Origin of the sequence: Paraburkholderia sp. J11-2 (assembly GCF_905220185.1) — a bacterium.
Classification (GTDB): Bacteria; Pseudomonadota; Gammaproteobacteria; order Burkholderiales; family Burkholderiaceae; genus Paraburkholderia.
In genome coordinates, this window is sequence record NZ_CAJMYY010000004.1 from 352,669 (window position 1) to 368,163 (window position 15,495).

Here is a 15,495-nt window from a genome sequence, read left to right on the forward strand (position 1 = left end):
TATGGACAAGAGAAAAGTGATTCCGAGTCTGCGTTCACTCGCAGATCAAGAGCGCGCGACGGCCAAGAAGGCGCGCGCATCGTGGCAGATGTTCACGATTATGGCAGAGTTTATTGAGGCGACCGAGTACCTGTCCGAGATCCGGCCAGCGGTCAGCATCTATGGCTCCGCCCGCCTGAAACCGGAGTCGGAGTACTACCAGCTCGCCAGCACGATCGCGCGAAAAGTCTCGGACGCGGGCTTCGCCGTGATCTCCGGTGGCGGCCCCGGCATCATGGAAGCCGCGAACCAGGGCGCGCATGCGGGCAAGTCGCCTTCGGTGGGCCTGAACATCGAGTTGCCGCACGAGCAGTCGGGCAACCAGTGGCAGGACATTTCGCTGCGTTTTCGCCATTTCTTCACGCGCAAGGTCACGTTCGTGAAGAACTCGGACGCCGTGATCGTCATGCCCGGCGGCTTCGGCACGCTCGACGAACTGGCCGAGGTGCTCACGCTCATCCAGACGAAAAAGTCGCGTCACGTGCCCATCATTCTGGTGGGCAGCACGTTCTGGAAGGGCCTGCTCGACTGGTTCCGCTCGGCGCTCGTGCCGATGGGCCTCATCAATCCCGAAGACATGGACTTGATGCAGGTGATCGACGACCCCGACCAGGTGCTCGAAGCCGTTCTCAAGTTCTACGAAGATGCAGACACCGCCGAAGATGCCGGCAAGGAACACCCAGCGCGCCGCGACCGTGACCGCGACTCCGACGAAGACCGGATGTTCTACCTCTGATGCAGCGCTTCAAGCGCAGCGTGCGGATGGCTTGCGGTTAATGTTTCCGTAGGCCTGCGCACCGCTCGCGCTTGAGCGCCTCACACTCCTCATGCTTTCTCCGCGCTTGCGGGCACGCCGGACGCACCGAGCGGCGCCCGCGCGCTCGCCTGCTCCTCCAGCCAGCGGCAAAACTGCGAGACGAGCGGCGCTTGCGCCACCTCGCGGCGCGCCACCCACCAGTAACCGCGCGCGTCGAGATGCGGTCCTGCCAGCGGGGTGACGAGACGCCCTGAAGCGAGTTCGTCGTCGAGCAGCGGCAGTGGGCCGAGCGCCACGCCAAGACCATCCACGGCAGCCTGCAAGGCCAGGTAGAAGTGGTCGAACGACTGCTTCTTCCGGCATTTGGCCTTTACCCCCGCGGCCGCAAGCCACGTACGCCACGCATCGGGACGCGTGTCCGAATGCAGCAGCACATGGCGCGCCAGATCGCCCGCCTGGTGAATCGGCGCGCGTTTGAGCAGCGCCGGGCTGCACACCGGCAGCTCCATCTCATCAAGGAAATGACCGGCCTCGCAGTCGGGCCAGTGGGCCGGACCGCGCCGCACGGCCACGTCGAAGCCTTCGAGCGTCTCGACCGGCGCGTTCGAGGTGGACAGGCGCAACTCGACGTTCGGCGCGAGACGCTGAAACTGCGAGAGCCGCGGCAGCAGCCATTTCATCGCGAAGGTAGGTAGCGCATTCACGCGCAGCACGTGCACCACGCCCGTGTCGCGTAACTGGTTGGTTGCGCGCGCGATGTCGTCGAATGCCGATTGCACAGCGGCCAGGTAGCGCCGCCCGTCCTCGGTCAGCGCGACCCGCTTGCCGTGACGATGAAACACCTGCACGCCGACCCACGCCTCGAGCGCGGCCACCTGCCGGCTGATGGCACCGTGAGTCACATTGAGCTCGCCCGCCGCGGCGGAGAAGCTGTTGTGCCGCGCTGCGGCTTCGAACGCGCGCAGCGCGGGAAAGGGAGGAAGGGAGCGTGCCATCCTTGTGAGTGTAGATCACAAGAGCGCGCCATAGAAATCGTTTTGCCGCGCGCGCGATTGGGCTTAATCTCCGAACTTGCCTCAGAGGTCCCTTCCATTCATGAAACAACCCATCTCATCGCCCGCCGCTACCGCTGCCGCGACCGGCACGGACGACGGCCTGCACACGCCCACGGTGCGCGATCTGTTCTACGGCTTCCTCGGTCTTGGCTTCACATCGTTTGGCGGCGCCCTGCCATTGGCGCGCCGCACCATCGTCGAGCAGCGCCGCTGGCTCAGCGCCAGCGAGTTCACCGACCTGCTCGGGCTCTGCCAGTTTTTGCCGGGCGGCAACGTCATCAACCTGTCGGTTGCGCTCGGCATGCGATTTCAGGGCTGGCGCGGTGCGCTCGCGGGCATTCTCGGCCTGATCGCGGGTCCGTCGCTCGTCGTGATCGGGCTCGGCGTGCTCTACGAGCGCACGCAAAACGACCCGCACGTGCGGCACTTGTTCGTGGGGCTCGCCGCGGCGGCCGCCGGGCTGCTCGTCTCGATGGCGCTGAAGATCGTGCTGCCGCTGCGGCGCGACCCCGCCGCGGCCGTCGTCGCCGCGCTCGGCTTCGTGGCCATTGCCGTGCTGCGCACGCCCCTTTTGCCCACCATGCTCGTGCTGACGCCAGTCGGCATCGCGCTCGCGGCCCGCGCGGCGCGCAAGGAAGGAGGCTCGCGATGACCGCCACACTCGTTGCGCTCGCTGCAATCTTCAGCCAGCTCTCGCTGCTCGCATTCGGCGGCGGCAACACGATCCTGCCCGAGATGCAGCGTCAGGTCGTCGAGGTGCACCACTGGATGCCCGCAAGCGAGTTCAGCGCGCTCTTCGCGCTTGCCCAGGCCGCCCCGGGGCCGAACATGATGGTCGTGACGCTGGTGGGCTGGCACGTGGCCGGCTGGGCGGGCATGCTGGTCACGTCGATTGCGAAGTTCGGACCGTCGTCGCTCGTCACGATCGCCGCACTGCATGCGTGGGACCGCTTCAAGGACCGCCCGTGGCGTCGCATCGCGCAAAAGGGGCTCGTGCCGGTAACGGCGGGCCTCGTGGCCGCGAGCGCGGTGCTGATTGCGAAGGCTTCAGATCCTTCGTGGATCGCGTGGGCGATTACCGGCGTGTGCGCCGTGCTCGCGTTTCGCACGAAGATTCACCCGCTGTGGCTGCTTGGCGCGGGGAGTCTGATCGGGTTGTTGGGGTTTGGGCAGTGAAGTGACGGCGGGGGTTGGGGATGGTGCGATTCAGGCTTCCTCGATATTCACCATCCACGCCGCACGCCTGCCGCCGATTGCCACCCGCGCGACCAGTGCGATTCCGATCAATGCCATGCACAGGGTCAGCGCGAGAATGACGGCCTCCGTTCCCAGGCGCGACGCGCAGAGCCCAACCAGCAGCCCGGCAAGCGGCTGGGTCAGATTGTTAAGTAGTGCGATCAGACCCACGGTCTTGCCGAAGTCCTCCGCGGGAATCAGCCGTTGCCGCACCCCACGCATGAATACGCTGAACATCTTGTCAAAGCCGATGACCGCGAGAAAGCCTGCGACATAGACAAAAGGCAGCGATTTCCACCCCGTCAACAAACCGCCTAGCACGATCAGCAGATAGGAGACCGCGCCCGATACGCGCGCGGGCAGCTTCACATGAGCGACGAACGTCAGCACGACGACCGTTGCGATCGAGCCGGCCACCTGCAGCCACGCATAGGCTGAAGCCGTCTGACCATACACCCCCGTGAACATGGCCGCCGATGTCGCGAGCGTCACGCCAATGACGAGATTCACCCCAGCCGCAAGCAGGATCATTTCCAGCAAGCCGGGTATCGCGACGATGTGCACGAACGCAATGCGATACGGGACGAGCCAGTTCCGGCGAGGATGCGCTTGATCGAACACCGGCACCTGCTGCCCCGCAGCCCAAAGTGAAAACGCGATATCGGACGCGAGGAAAATCGCGGCTGTGGCCAACACCACGTACTCCCAGCCCGAAACGCCCAGTAAGCCCGCTGCTGCGAGCGGTCCCAGGACGGTCCCCAACTGATCCGCGATCTGCGTGTACGAGAGACTTTTACGGTAGGCGTCGCCATGAAAGATGCGCGGCAACATGGCTTCGCGCGCCATGAAGCCTTGCGTCGTGAGGACGCCCGCGCCCGCCGAAATGACGATGAGCCACACGAGGCTGCCGTGTATCGCGAAAGCAAGCACGCCGCCAACGCAGACGATCGAGCGCCAATGCTGACTCCAGCGAATCAGCTTGAGCGTCGAAACACGGTCGCAAAGCGCACCGCAGACCGGAAAGGCCGCATAGCGCGGCAACGCTTCGCAGAAGAATGCGATGCCCGACCATGCAGCGCTCCCCGACAGCTTGAATACGACAAGCGGCACGGTGAATAGCAGGATCTGATCCGCGAGTCGCGTGAGCAGCAGTGAGAGGTAGAGGAGTCTAAGGTGCCCGCGCACGCCTGCGTTCCTGTCAGGTAAGCGAGAACGACAAGACAAACCGGCGGCGAGCCTGTGGCCAGCCGCCGTCGTTCAAGACGCGCCTACTGAAACGCCACCTCCGCAAAACTGCGCAATTTCCGGCTATGCAGCTTGTGCAAGCCGTTCGTGCGCAGAATCTCCATCGCCTTCACGCCGATCTGCAAATGCTGATCGACCTGCGCGCGATAGAACGAATCGGCCATGCCCGGCAGCTTGAGCTCGCCGTGCAGCGGCTTGTCGGAAACGCATAGCAAGGTGCCGTACGGTACGCGAAAGCGGAATCCGTTCGCGGCGATGGTCGCGCTTTCCATGTCGAGTGCGATCGCGCGGCTCTGCGAAAGGCGCAGCACCGGCTCGCGATGATCGCGCAGCTCCCAGTTGCGGTTGTCCACGCTCGCCACCGTCCCCGTGCGCATCACGCGCTTGAGTTCCACGCCGTCGAGCTTCGTGACGTCCGCGACCGCCCGCTCAAGCGCGAGCTGCACTTCCGCGAGCGCCGGAATGGGCACCCACAGCGGCAAATCGGCGTCGAGCACGTGATCCTCGCGCACATAGCCGTGCGCGAGCACGTAGTCGCCCAGGCGCTGCGTATTGCGCAGGCCCGCGCAGTGGCCAAGCATGATCCACGCATGCGGGCGCAGCACGGCAATGTGATCGGTGATCGTCTTGGCGTTCGACGGGCCCACGCCGATATTGATCATCGTGATGCCGCTGCCGTCCGCGCGCTTGAGGTGATAGGCCGGCATTTGCGGCAGGCGCGCCGGCGCCGTGCCCTCGTCGTCCTGCTCGCCCAGGTTCGCGTTGTAGGTCACCACGTCGCCGGGCTCGACGAACGAGGTGTATTCGCTGCGGTAGTTGCGCAGGTCGGCGTCGTCGGTATGCGCCATCATCGCGCGGCCGAGCTTCACGAACTCGTCGATATAGAACTGGTAGTTCGTGTAGAGCACGTAGTTCTGCACGTGCGTGGGCGACGTAGCCGTGTAGTGCTTGAGCCGGTGCAGCGAGAAGTCCACGCGCGGCGCGGTGAAGAGCGCAAGCGGATGCGGCTCGCCCGGCTCCGGCTCGTAAGTGCCGTTCACGATGCGGTCGTCGAGCTGCGCGAGATCGGGCACATCGAACACGTCGCGCATGGCGAAGAGGCGTTCGCGGTCGAGATCGCCTTCGAGGTGGATGCCTTCGGCGAACGCGAAGTGCACGGGAATCGGCTGATCCGATACGCCCACTTCGATAGCCACGTGATGGTTCTTCGCGAGCAGGCGCAACTGCTCGCGATAGTAATTGCCGAACAGGTCGGGCCGCGTGACGGTGGTCTCGAACACGCCTGGGCCGGCCACGAAACCGTACGAGCGGCGTGAGTCGATATGTGTGTTGACGTTGGTGCGGATGCGCACGAACGGGTAGCACGCGCGCACGCGACGGTCGAACGCCTCGCCGCGGCGATAGCGCGCAAACGCGTCGCGCAGGAAAGACGTATTCGCTTCGTAAATGCTCGAGAGGCGCGCCACGGCGTCGGCGGCGTCGTCGAAAGATTCGTCCGGGAAGTCGTGCGCCGGCGTCATGAGGGGCCGCAGGTAGTCGTTCTTCATCTTCGTTCGCCTCTCCGTTTGATGGGTCCACATTACCACGGAAGCCACGAATTTCTGGCGACGAACCTCGCCGCGTCCAGGGCTTTTGCAACACCGGCCACGCGCGGGCTGCGGGCGCCGTGCACCGCCCGCCGGGCGCGGGCCGCAGCGCCTGCGCAACATGGGGCGAAGCGCCCGGATTTGCTAGAATTGGGGCATCCCATCGGAGAATGACCATGAAGTCGCACCTTCTTGCCGCCGTCGCGGTGACACTCGCTTTCAGCAGGGTCGCCATGGCCGCGCCGGCCGACGACGCAAAGACCGCCGTCGAGGCACAATCCGCGCAGTCCGAGAATGAACGCGCGGGCCTGCCCGACCTGGCCGCGATCAACAACCAGCCGGCCGCACGCGTCACCTCGAAGGTCAACATCAACGACGTGCCGCGCGTGCCCAGCTATCACGAAGTGAGCCGGAATGGCACCGAAATCACCGAATACCGCGACAAGGGCAAGCCCGTCGAGATCAACGTGCATTCGAACTTCGGCACGCGCTACACGATGAGCGCGAACCCCGACACCTCGCCGCAAGTGCGCAACAACGGCCAGGCCAGCACGCGCCTGCCGTCGATCAACCTGCATTACTGAGCCATCCGGGCGCGCGTATGCCTTGGCATGCCCGCGTCACCGCCATGTGCGCCGCCCCGTGAGCCGGGCCGCCGCCATCGCATCTGAGCCGGACACGCTCGCAAATCCCCCGGGCAGCACGACGCAGCGTTCGCCGACCCGCCAATACCACTCAACCGACCTTCTTGCATGGCCGTCTTCACCGCTGTCACCGACCAAGAGCTTGCCCAATGGCTGCGCGACTACGATCTCGGCGATGTCGTCGAATTTCGCGGCATCCAGTCCGGCATTGAAAACAGCAACTTCTTCCTGACGACGACGCGCGGCGAATACGTCCTGACGATCTTCGAAAAGCTGACGGCCGAACAACTGCCGTTCTACCTCGACCTGATGCGGCACCTCGCCTCGCATCGCGTGCCGGTACCCGACCCCGTGCCGCGCAAGGACGGCGCGCTTTTCGGCCTGCTGCACGGCAAGCCCGCGGCCATCGTCTCGAAGCTCGAAGGCAAGCCCGAACTCGCGCCCGGCGTGGAGCACTGCGCGGAAGTGGGCCAGATGCTCGCGCGCATGCATCTGGCGGGCCGCGACTACCGCGGCGACCAACCGAACCTGCGCAGCCTGTCGTGGTGGGAAGAAACGGTGCCGACGGTGCTGCCGTACCTCACCGACGCCCAGCGCACGCTCCTCACGAGCGAACTCGACCACCAGCGCGCGTTCTTCGCCTCGGCCGACTATGCGGCGCTGCCGGGCGGTCCGTGCCATTGCGACCTGTTCCGCGACAATGCGATGTTCGCGCACTCGCATCCGGCGCCGGGTCACGAAGTTCGGTTGGGCGGCTTTTTCGACTTCTATTTCGCCGGCTGCGACAAGTGGCTGTTCGACGTCGCTGTGACGGTCAACGACTGGTGTGTCGACCTCGCCACCGGCAAGCTCGACACGGCGCGCGCCGACGCGCTTTTGCGCGCCTACCAGACCGTGCGCCCATTTACGCCCGAAGAAGCGCGGCACTGGATGGACATGCTGCGCGCAGGTGCGTACCGCTTCTGGGTCTCGCGCCTGTATGATTTCCACCTGCCCCGCTCGGCCGAACTGCTCAAGCCGCACGATCCCGGCCACTTCGAGCGCATCCTTCGCGAGCGCCTCGCTGGCAGCGAGGCCGGCTCCCATCACGCCTTGCCCCATCGCCCATGCAACTAATTGAAGTCCCCGCGAAGACGGGCTACGTCTGGTTCCGCCAGGGTATCTGGCTGTTCCGCCGCAATCCGCTCGCGTTTCTCACGCTGTTTTTCGCCTATTTGCTGGCGATGACGCTGATTTCCGCCATTCCCGTGATCGGCGGCGTGCTGCCGCTCCTGTTCGTGCCCGGCGTGGCCGTCGGCTTCATGGCGGCGTGCCGTGACACGATCGCGGGCAAGCCGGTGTTCCCGACCATCCTGATCGACGGCTTTCGTTCGTACGGCAGCAACGTGGCGAAGCAGCTTCTGGTGCTCGGGGCGATATACGTGGTGGCGATGTTGCTGGTGCTGGCCGCGTCTGCGTTCGTGGACGGCGGCGCGCTATTGCGCCTGATGACGATCGGCGGCGACCTCGACGCCGAAGCGCTCGCCAACAGCGACGTGCCGCTTGCGGTGCTCGCCTCGCTGCTCTGCTACGTGCCGGTGTCGATGCTGTTCTGGTTCGCGCCCGTGCTCACGGCATGGCACGATGTGCCGCCCGTGAAGGCCATGTTCTTCAGCATCGTGAGCTGCTGGCGCAACAAGGGCGCATTCATGGTGTACGGCGCGCTGTGGTTCGCGGTCTCGACCGTCGTATCGATCGGCTTGTCGACGCTGCTGCGCGCGCTCGGCGCGGGCGACTTCACGGTGGCGATCCTGATGCCCGCGCTCATCATCGTGACGACGATGCTCTATTGCTCGTTCTACGCGACCTATCGCGGCTGCTACGGCGTGCAGGAAAAGCAACCCGCCGAAATGCCGGATTCGGGCCGCTGAACGGCGCGGCGATCCAGTACTCGTCACGCACGCTTGAACGCAAAAACGGCGCCCTAGGCGCCGTTCTCATTTTGCCCCTTCGTTATATAGAGGGGCACAGCATTCCTGCTTAGCCGTAGTGATTCATCCACGACGGGTGACGCGTGGTCTTCTCGCGATCCATCTTGCGCATGCGAAATTCGAGATCGTAGATGTCGACGGACTCCGCGAGATACGCTTCCTCGCGCTGCTGGCGGCGAGCTTCGGCGGTTTCGGAGAGGAACAGGAAAAGTCGGCTGAGCAGGTACATGATTTGGCCCTTCTTTGACGGGCACGTGCCCGCGAATCGAATGAAGCCATTATAGGGTAAACCCTGTTAAGGGTAAACACCTAAGTTGCCCGCAAACGCGTTTAACCTGCGTCCTGCGTCAATTCGTCGTCATAGGCCTCGTCGATCGCCTCGCGCCGATGAGCCTCGAAAAAGTCCCAGATCAGCGTGCTCGCGTCCGGTCCCGTCGACGAATGGAACGGCACGGTGTCGTCGCCGCCGCTCCAGGCGTGGTCGAGGTCCGCCACGCGGCACAGCCGCACGACGCTCGCGCCGTCGAGTTCGTAGTCCTGCTCGCGATAGCCGTCCTTGAACGTCTCGTGCGACACGACGCCCTGACGCACGCCGCGCGAATCCGCAAGACCGTTCAGGCGCAGCAGTTGCACCGCGAGCTGTTCCGCGTTCACGGGCGCGACGACCGCATCGGCGTCGCCCTGCACGACGATCGCCGGCATGCCCGGGTGGATGCGGGCGCCCAATTGAGTGTCGACGAGCGCCACCGGATCGTGGTGCACGCCGCGCCGCATCACGTCGAGCGCGGTCACGCCGGAGCGTGCCTCACCGAAAGCGGGGCCGGAATGCAGCGCGATGGCTGCAAAGCGGCTGGGCGAGCGCACCGCGAGCAGCATGGCGAGCCCTGCGCCCGCCGACAAGCCCGCCAGATAGACGCGCGAGCGGTCGAATCCATGCTCCTCCACGAGCGTATCGACCAGAGAAACAACGGCCGCTGCCTCGCCGCCGCCCGCCGCGTCGCGCGAGTCGTACCAATGCCAGCATTGGTGCGGGTGCGCGCGCTCGGACTGCTCGGGATAGACCACCGCGAACCCATGGCGGTCGGCGAGCAGATTCATGCGCGTGCCTTCCGCGAAAGAGTCCATCGACTGCTTGCAGCCATGCAACATCACGACGAGCGGCATGCCCTTCGTCTTGTGTCCCGGCGGCAGATAGAGCCCGTAAGGCAGCGAGCGCCCGGCATGCAGGGCGTTCGCCGGTACAAGGTGCTCGGCGCGCTGCCATTCGCCTGCGGCCCAGGCGGCCGCTCGCGGGCCCACGCGCGACTCGCGCACCGGCGCGCCGCTGCGCGCCTGCGCCGGCGTAACCTGCTTCGCCGCCTGATCGGCTGCGGCCTGAGCGGCGCGCCAGATTGCCTGCGGCTGGGGCATGTCGATCCCCGCGCCCTTCAGGGCGTCGCGGGTAGCCCGGGTCTGGATGGCGAGCAGACGTCGCATGCCACCTGCCCATAGCTTCGTCAGATTTTTCGTCATCTATGGCCTCGTAAAAGGGTCTGACACATCGTGGCGTTTTGCCGCGATCCGTCGTTGTGCAACGCACAATAACACCATTTGGACGCGGCTGCAGATCGGATCAGTTCGATTCCGTCCTTGCGTCCGTTCGACGGGGCACGCCTGCGTTTATGCGACGCAGCTATACTGGATACTTGTCTCGCGCGCGTGTCAGCCAGCCTGGCGGTTCGCGCGTTGAGTCGCTATCAGGTAGCGACTCACCACCTGCAATCCCTGGATCTTGTTCAGAAAGCCGGCAGTACGGACTCATGCCAGATTTACCGATTCACCTTTGGTACTCGATTACCAACCTCGGCGGCGCAGGCCTCACCCTGCCGCTCGCGTTGGCTATCGCGCTGTGGCTCGTGGTCGGCTACTCGTGGCGCATGGCGGCGAGCTGGGTGTTCCTGCTCGGCGTGGCAATCGGCCTCGTGACGCTCACCAAGATCGCATTTCTGGGCTGGGGCGTAGGGGTAAGAGAACTGGACTTCACGGGTATCAGCGGCCACGCCATGCTTTCCGCCGCCGTCTATCCCGTCGCGTTTTTCCTGGTGCTGCAAGGCACGCCATCCTTCGTGCGCGCCGCAGGGGTGACCGTTGGGCTCGCGGTGGGGCTCGCGGTAGCGCTCTCGCGCGTAGTGCTCGACGCCCATTCGCCCTCCGAGGCTGTCACGGGCTGTGTGGTCGGGGCGCTTACCGCGCTGGTGTTCGTGCGGTACTGGTGGCGAGCGCAGGCTCAGCGAATTTCGGCGGCGGTCGTCGCGCTGAGCCTCGCGGCGCTCACTGTCGCATTGCACAACGTGCACGTGCCCACGCACCGCTGGGTCACGAACATCGCGCTGACGGTTTCGGGCCACGACCGGCCCTATGTGCGCGCCAAATGGAAGGCCAACCGCGTCAACCGGGCCCCCGTCGCGCCCATCTCTCAAACCCGCAACGGTCTCACGCCGCCCCCGCAACGCCGCGCCTGATCCTCGCTGACCGCACCACCCCGGTTAGCCGCTGCCCAGACGCTCAGCCGGCCACGCCCAGCAGCACACTCGAAGCCTTGAACACGGCCATCGCCGCTTGACCCGCGGCGAGTCCGAGCGCGTCCACGCTCGCGTCGGTCACGATTGCAGCGATGACGGTGCCGCCCGGCATGGCAAGCGTCACTTCGGCGTTCACGGCGCCGCGCCGCACGACTTCGATCGTCCCGCTCAACCGGTTGCGCGCAGAGAGCCGCGCCGCATCCGCCGCACTCGCGACCAGCACGACCGAAGTCGCCTTCACGAGCGCCACCACGGGCGCACCTTCCACAAGCCCCAGGGCCTCGGCGCTTTCTCGCGTGACCGTCGCGACGAGCGCTTCGCCGCCGGGCAGCGCGATCGACACCTCGTCGTTCACTACGCCCCTCACGATTGCCGAAACGGTGCCAAAAAGCTGATTGCGCGCGCTCGTGCGCATCGCGAAGCGCCCGAGTACGGCCAGATCGCGCGCGAAACCGCTAGCCGGTGCATCGTCGCCTTCGTTCGAAACGGCCCCGAGCGCTTGCGCCGCATGCTCGATAAAGCGCTGGTGCTCGCGCTCGATGGCGCGAAACGTCTCGACGAGCCGCAACGCCCGCGGCGTGAGCGTCGTTCCGCCGCCGCCCTTGCCGCCCGTCGCGCGCACCACGAGCGCCTCGCCCGCGAGATTGTTCATGACGTCGACGGCGTCCCAGGCGCCCTTGTAGCTCATGCCGACCGCTTTCGCCGCGCCTGTGATCGAGCCGGTCGCGTGGATCGCTTCGAGCAGCGCGATGCGCGCCGCACCGCCGAGCATCTGCTGGCCGGACTGAAACCAGACCGAGCCGCCCAGACCCAGTTCCGGCGCCTCGGAGGATCGGGATGTGTCTGTGGAACCGGCATCTGCGTGGCCGGCGCCGGTGGATGGGGAGTGCGAGTCAGTGGGATTCATCATGCGTAATACAAGCAAAAACAAGACAAACAAGCGACGGTTCGGCGTGGCTCGCCGAAATCCGCCAGCGATTATAGAGACGCGCCTCAGGCGCCGCGCGGCACCTTCGGCTCGCCCAGTTCGCGCAACAGGCGCTCACCTTCCTTTGCGGTATAGCGCTTGACGGCCTCGCACCAGCCACGAGCGAACCCAAGCTGATACGGCTCGGCATCCATGCGCTCGAGATAGCGCAGGGCCACTGCCGCGTCGTTGCCGTCGCCGAGCACGGTCTGCAGCCGCGCGAGCGAGCGCGCCACCTCCACGCGCGTGCGGCGCGACGTGAGCGTGGCGAAGAATTCGATCGTGTAACGCAAATATTTCGCGTTGATGCGCGCGCGATGGCGGCTCGCCTCGTCGATGGCGGTGAGCTTTTGCGTGCTCGCGAGCCGCTCGTAGTAGCGCCGCACGCGCTTCTTCGCGTGGCGGTGCAGCGAGCGCCCACCGGCGCCGGCGTCGCTCGCGCGCCGCGCGAGCGTGTCGAGCCACCGGAGCCACGCCAGCGCCACCCGCGCGTAGCGCGGCGAAGCCAGCCCCTCGCGCAGCCGCGCCCGCGCGGCGAGCCGTTGCGCGTTTGCCTCGTCGCGAATCGCGTTCCAGCGCCCCGGCTCGACGTCGGCGGCGGCGAGCGCCGGCAGCGTCGATTCGACGAAGACGTCGCGGTCGCGCGCATCGCCGAGCAGGCCGCCCAGCCACTTGAGCTCCGGCTCGATGCGCGTTTCCCAGGCCTCGTCGCACCAGTGCGAGAAGATGCGCATGGCGGTACGCAACCGCCGCTGCGACACGCGCATCTGATGGATGAACTCGCCGTTCGTGCTGTCGCGCACGCCCGCGTCATTGCCGAACCACTGCGCGCTGATGTTGCGCCCGATTGCCACGAGCGCGGCCTCAGCGGTGGCCGCGGCGCCGAGATTCACGGCTTCGGCTTTGATGGCAGCGGCGTCGCCGGTCACGCTGCCCGAGGCGGCGCGCTCGAGCGCGTCGGTCAAGCGCACGAACGCGGGCAACGCCTCGATCAGGTCGCCGGCGCAGGCAAAAAGCGCGTCGACGACAGGCCGCTCGTCCTCGCCATCGGGCCAGGGCGCACTCACGCGTAACTCGTGCAGGCTGGGCAAGCCGGGCGCAGGCGATGCATCCGCGCCTTGCGTGCCCCCGGCCAGCGCGGTTTGCGGCAGAGCCGCCGGCTCGTGCAAATCTTCGTCGAACGTGAGCAGCACCTCGATGCCATCGCGCGGCCACTGCCAGCAACTGCGCGCGGCCACGAGCGTGGCCGCCGCAGAGAGATCGTCCGCGCTGCCCAGCGCCTCGCGAAACGGCTCGGGCGCGGCGTCGAAGAGCGCATGCGCGATCCCGTTCGCATCGAGCGCCGCCTCGAAGATCGGTGCGACCGCGGTGACACCGGGCGTATGGACGCGCCGCTTCGACACGACGACGCACTGTGTCTCGCCGCGCGATTCGACAGCGACGCGCCAGCCAAGCCCCGCAAGGACGCCGCCGCGGTCGAAGACGACCGTCGTCACGCGTTCGCGCGCATCGGACATCGGCACGAGCGACGGCACGGCGGCGCACAGAGCGACGCTCCACTCCGAAGGCGTCGGGCTGGCGTGCGGCCTGGACGCCGCGCCCGTGGCGGCGGCGTTTGAGCTTCTTCTATCCGGCGCTGCCGGGATCACGACATCCAGCACGATTTCCAGAACGCGATCCATGAACGCTCCAGGATGCTGTGGGTGGGCGCGAAGGCTTAGAACAGTGCAAGGGGATGGCGAGCCAGGAACAGCGACGACGCGATCGATGGTACACGCGAGCGCGCCTCGACGCCCCAGGTAACGTCCCTGACCCTTCCAGCGGGTCTCTGATGATGGTCAAGACTGCCACGATGAGACGGTGGAAAAATAATTACGTTTCAATTTCTCCCATTTTGACTATCTGTAAGGAGTGTTGAGTGTTCCCAGAATACCGAGATTTGATTTCGCGCCTCAAGATTCAGGACGACCATTTCGCCCGCATTTTTCATCGTCACAACGAGCTCGACCAGCAGATCAAGAACATGGAGGCCGGCGTCGTGGCTTCGCATGGCATGGAAGTCGAGCAGTTGAAAAAGGAAAAGCTCCAACTCAAGGACTCGCTTTACCTGATCCTGAGAAAAGCGGCGAACGCCTGAACCAGGCGGCGTCCAGCGCTGGCCGCCAGTGTGCCGGCGCTGGCCATCGACCGCCGGCTTTGCGCTGTCGCGCCTGCTAATCAAGCCGCGACGGCTTCCCTGCGCCCTGGTGCCGCTCACGCGTTATTCCTTTCGCTTCGATGCTCCCGCTTTGAATGCGAGTCACTTCGCACGCACTCCGCTCTCCGCGTTCGCCTACATCATGCCCAAATCCATTCCCTACTCCGCCTCCGACGACCCCAGCCCCGCCGCGCGCCTGCCGCTCGTCACGCCCCACAGCGCCGAGTTGCGCACCGTCGACAGTGCCGTCGAGTCCGCGAGCGAAGTCATCGCAGGCGCTGTCCATGATCTCGTCACGCGCGCTCACGCCGAGCAAAATCCGCCCGCCAGGTTGCTCGAGTCGATCGCGGCATTGATGCAAGGCATGTCACCCGACGAAGCCGCCCAGTTGCGCAGTCTGATTCTCGAAGGCAACCCTGCCGACTGGCGCAACTCGCGCACGCGCCACCCCGACGAGGAACTTGCCGCTGGCTGGCGCGAAGGCGGCTATCCGTATCGTAATTTGATGTCGCGCCGCGCCTACGAGCGGCAGAAGTATCGGCTGCAGGTCGAGTTGCTCAAGCTTCAGGCGTGGGTGCGCGAAACCGGCCAGCGCGTGGTGATCCTGTTCGAGGGCCGCGACGCCGCCGGCAAGGGCGGCACGATCAAGCGCTTCATGGAGCATCTGAACCCGCGCGGCGCGCGCGTGGTGGCGCTCGAAAAGCCCACCGAAGTCGAACGCGGCCAGTGGTATTTCCAGCGTTACGTGCAGCATCTGCCTTCGGCGGGAGAGATCGTGCTGTTCGATCGGTCCTGGTACAACCGCGCGGGCGTCGAGCATGTCATGGGCTTCTGCACGCCTGACGAATATGCGGATTTCATGCAGCAAGCGCCGGAGTTCGAACGGCAACTGATTCGCAGCGGCATCCACCTGATCAAGTTCTGGTTCTCGGTGAGCCGCGCGGAGCAGCGCCGCCGCTTCAAGGAGCGCAAGGTGCATCCGCTCAAGCAATGGAAGCTGAGCCCTGTCGATCTCGCTTCTCTCGACAAGTGGGAAGCGTATACGCAGGCAAAGGAGGCGATGTTCTCGCAAACCGACACGGCCGATGCGCCGTGGACCGTCGTTCGCTCCGATTGCAAGAAGCGCGCACGGCTGAATGCCATGCGGTTCGTGCTGCATAAGCTGCCTTATGCAAGCCGGGATGGGGAGGCGATTGGGGTAGTCGATCCGTTGCTAGTGAGTCGGGCGCTGTAGAGGT

16 protein-coding genes are annotated in these 15,495 nt (G+C 65.6%); 9 read left to right on the top strand and 7 right to left on the bottom strand.

The genetic code is table 11. The annotated features are described in order from the left end of the window. Position 1: 1 nt before the first annotated feature. A complete protein-coding gene (locus U5A57_RS08140) occupies positions 2-775 on the top strand; it encodes a TIGR00730 family Rossman fold protein (protein ID WP_321909716.1) in 774 nt (257 codons plus the stop codon). 89 nt (positions 776-864) lie between these two features. On the opposite strand, the gene U5A57_RS08145 is transcribed toward U5A57_RS08140, so the two are convergent. Further along, the gene (locus U5A57_RS08145; RefSeq protein ID WP_321909718.1) at positions 865-1,791 is read right to left on the bottom strand and encodes a transcriptional regulator GcvA; all 927 of its coding nucleotides are present in this window, start codon (positions 1,789-1,791) and stop codon (positions 865-867) included. Positions 1,792-1,891: 100 nt separating this feature from the next. Here U5A57_RS08145 and U5A57_RS08150 point away from each other — a divergent pair, with 100 nt between their 5' ends. Together U5A57_RS08150 and U5A57_RS08155 are read left to right on the top strand one after the other, a co-directional pair. Continuing rightward, positions 1,892-2,503, top strand: coding sequence for a chromate transporter (locus tag U5A57_RS08150; RefSeq protein ID WP_321909721.1), 612 nt, complete (start codon positions 1,892-1,894; stop codon positions 2,501-2,503). Beyond that, complete coding sequence (locus U5A57_RS08155) at positions 2,500-3,027, top strand: chromate transporter (RefSeq protein WP_321909723.1); 528 nt, start codon at positions 2,500-2,502, stop codon at positions 3,025-3,027. Before U5A57_RS08150 ends, U5A57_RS08155 begins: the two co-directional genes overlap by 4 nt. A 30-nt stretch (positions 3,028-3,057) precedes the next feature. Here U5A57_RS08155 and U5A57_RS08160 read toward each other — a convergent pair whose 3' ends face one another. Both U5A57_RS08160 and U5A57_RS08165 read right to left on the bottom strand, forming a co-directional pair. Continuing rightward, on the bottom strand, positions 3,058-4,272 hold the full coding sequence (locus tag U5A57_RS08160) for an MFS transporter (protein WP_321909725.1): 1,215 nt from the start codon (positions 4,270-4,272) through the stop codon (positions 3,058-3,060). An 83-nt stretch (positions 4,273-4,355) separates the two neighbouring features. Continuing rightward, a complete protein-coding gene (locus U5A57_RS08165; RefSeq protein WP_321909727.1) occupies positions 4,356-5,879 on the bottom strand; it encodes an AMP nucleosidase in 1,524 nt (507 codons plus the stop codon). A 215-nt stretch (positions 5,880-6,094) separates the two neighbouring features. On the opposite strand from U5A57_RS08165, the gene U5A57_RS08170 reads away from it, so the two are divergent. The 3 genes from U5A57_RS08170 (at position 6,095) to U5A57_RS08180 (ending at position 8,472) form a co-directional block, all read left to right on the top strand. Continuing rightward, positions 6,095-6,502, top strand: coding sequence for a hypothetical protein (locus tag U5A57_RS08170; protein ID WP_321909728.1), 408 nt, complete (start codon positions 6,095-6,097; stop codon positions 6,500-6,502). Positions 6,503-6,670: 168 nt separating this feature from the next. Next, on the top strand, positions 6,671-7,678 hold the full coding sequence (locus U5A57_RS08175) for a homoserine kinase (protein WP_321909729.1): 1,008 nt from the start codon (positions 6,671-6,673) through the stop codon (positions 7,676-7,678). Further along, positions 7,669-8,472, top strand: coding sequence for a BPSS1780 family membrane protein (locus tag U5A57_RS08180; protein WP_321909730.1), 804 nt, complete (start codon positions 7,669-7,671; stop codon positions 8,470-8,472). The genes U5A57_RS08175 and U5A57_RS08180 overlap by 10 nt, the downstream gene beginning before the upstream one ends. 109 nt (positions 8,473-8,581) lie before the next feature. On the opposite strand, the gene U5A57_RS08185 is transcribed toward U5A57_RS08180, so the two are convergent. Continuing rightward, positions 8,582-8,761, bottom strand: coding sequence for a DUF3563 family protein (locus U5A57_RS08185; protein WP_321909732.1), 180 nt, complete (start codon positions 8,759-8,761; stop codon positions 8,582-8,584). A gap of 101 nt (positions 8,762-8,862) precedes the next feature. Next, positions 8,863-10,044 (bottom strand): PHB depolymerase family esterase, encoded by a 1,182-nt coding sequence (locus U5A57_RS08190; RefSeq protein ID WP_321909733.1) that lies wholly within the window; start codon positions 10,042-10,044, stop codon positions 8,863-8,865. 287 nt (positions 10,045-10,331) lie between these two features. On the opposite strand from U5A57_RS08190, the gene U5A57_RS08195 reads away from it, so the two are divergent. After that, positions 10,332-11,033, top strand: coding sequence for a phosphatase PAP2 family protein (locus U5A57_RS08195; protein WP_321909735.1), 702 nt, complete (start codon positions 10,332-10,334; stop codon positions 11,031-11,033). A 43-nt stretch (positions 11,034-11,076) separates the two neighbouring features. On the opposite strand, the gene U5A57_RS08200 is transcribed toward U5A57_RS08195, so the two are convergent. Next, entirely contained in the window at positions 11,077-12,000 is a 924-nt protein-coding gene (locus U5A57_RS08200) for a TOBE domain-containing protein (RefSeq protein WP_415774591.1), read from the bottom strand. 86 nt (positions 12,001-12,086) lie between these two features. Next, a complete protein-coding gene (locus U5A57_RS08205; protein WP_321909739.1) occupies positions 12,087-13,742 on the bottom strand; it encodes a CHAD domain-containing protein in 1,656 nt (551 codons plus the stop codon). Between the two features lie 236 nt (positions 13,743-13,978). On the opposite strand from U5A57_RS08205, the gene U5A57_RS08210 reads away from it, so the two are divergent. Both U5A57_RS08210 and ppk2 read left to right on the top strand, forming a co-directional pair. Next, entirely contained in the window at positions 13,979-14,197 is a 219-nt protein-coding gene (locus tag U5A57_RS08210; protein WP_158760529.1) for a YdcH family protein, read from the top strand. A 202-nt stretch (positions 14,198-14,399) separates the two neighbouring features. Further along, the gene (gene ppk2, locus U5A57_RS08215; protein WP_415764510.1) at positions 14,400-15,491 is read left to right on the top strand and encodes a polyphosphate kinase 2; all 1,092 of its coding nucleotides are present in this window, start codon (positions 14,400-14,402) and stop codon (positions 15,489-15,491) included. The last annotated feature ends 4 nt before the right edge of the window (positions 15,492-15,495 follow it).

Bases quoted from the DNA above. Each gene is read 5' to 3' on its own strand.
- U5A57_RS08155 (WP_321909723.1), top strand. From the start codon at position 2,500: ATGACCGCCACACTCGTTGCGCTCGCTGCAATCTTCAGCCAGCTCTCG.
- U5A57_RS08185 (WP_321909732.1), bottom strand. From the start codon at position 8,761: ATGTACCTGCTCAGCCGACTTTTCCTGTTCCTCTCCGAAACCGCCGAA.
- U5A57_RS08190 (WP_321909733.1), bottom strand. From the start codon at position 10,044: ATGACGAAAAATCTGACGAAGCTATGGGCAGGTGGCATGCGACGTCTG.
- U5A57_RS08140 (WP_321909716.1), top strand. From the start codon at position 2: ATGGACAAGAGAAAAGTGATTCCGAGTCTGCGTTCACTCGCAGATCAA.
- U5A57_RS08175 (WP_321909729.1), top strand. From the start codon at position 6,671: ATGGCCGTCTTCACCGCTGTCACCGACCAAGAGCTTGCCCAATGGCTG.
- U5A57_RS08180 (WP_321909730.1), top strand. From the start codon at position 7,669: ATGCAACTAATTGAAGTCCCCGCGAAGACGGGCTACGTCTGGTTCCGC.
- U5A57_RS08195 (WP_321909735.1), top strand. From the start codon at position 10,332: ATGCCAGATTTACCGATTCACCTTTGGTACTCGATTACCAACCTCGGC.
- U5A57_RS08170 (WP_321909728.1), top strand. From the start codon at position 6,095: ATGAAGTCGCACCTTCTTGCCGCCGTCGCGGTGACACTCGCTTTCAGC.
- U5A57_RS08150 (WP_321909721.1), top strand. From the start codon at position 1,892: ATGAAACAACCCATCTCATCGCCCGCCGCTACCGCTGCCGCGACCGGC.
- U5A57_RS08205 (WP_321909739.1), bottom strand. From the start codon at position 13,742: ATGGATCGCGTTCTGGAAATCGTGCTGGATGTCGTGATCCCGGCAGCG.
- U5A57_RS08165 (WP_321909727.1), bottom strand. From the start codon at position 5,879: ATGAAGAACGACTACCTGCGGCCCCTCATGACGCCGGCGCACGACTTC.
- U5A57_RS08200 (WP_415774591.1), bottom strand. From the start codon at position 12,000: ATGAATCCCACTGACTCGCACTCCCCATCCACCGGCGCCGGCCACGCA.
- U5A57_RS08145 (WP_321909718.1), bottom strand. From the start codon at position 1,791: ATGGCACGCTCCCTTCCTCCCTTTCCCGCGCTGCGCGCGTTCGAAGCC.
- ppk2 (WP_415764510.1), top strand. From the start codon at position 14,400: ATGCCCAAATCCATTCCCTACTCCGCCTCCGACGACCCCAGCCCCGCC.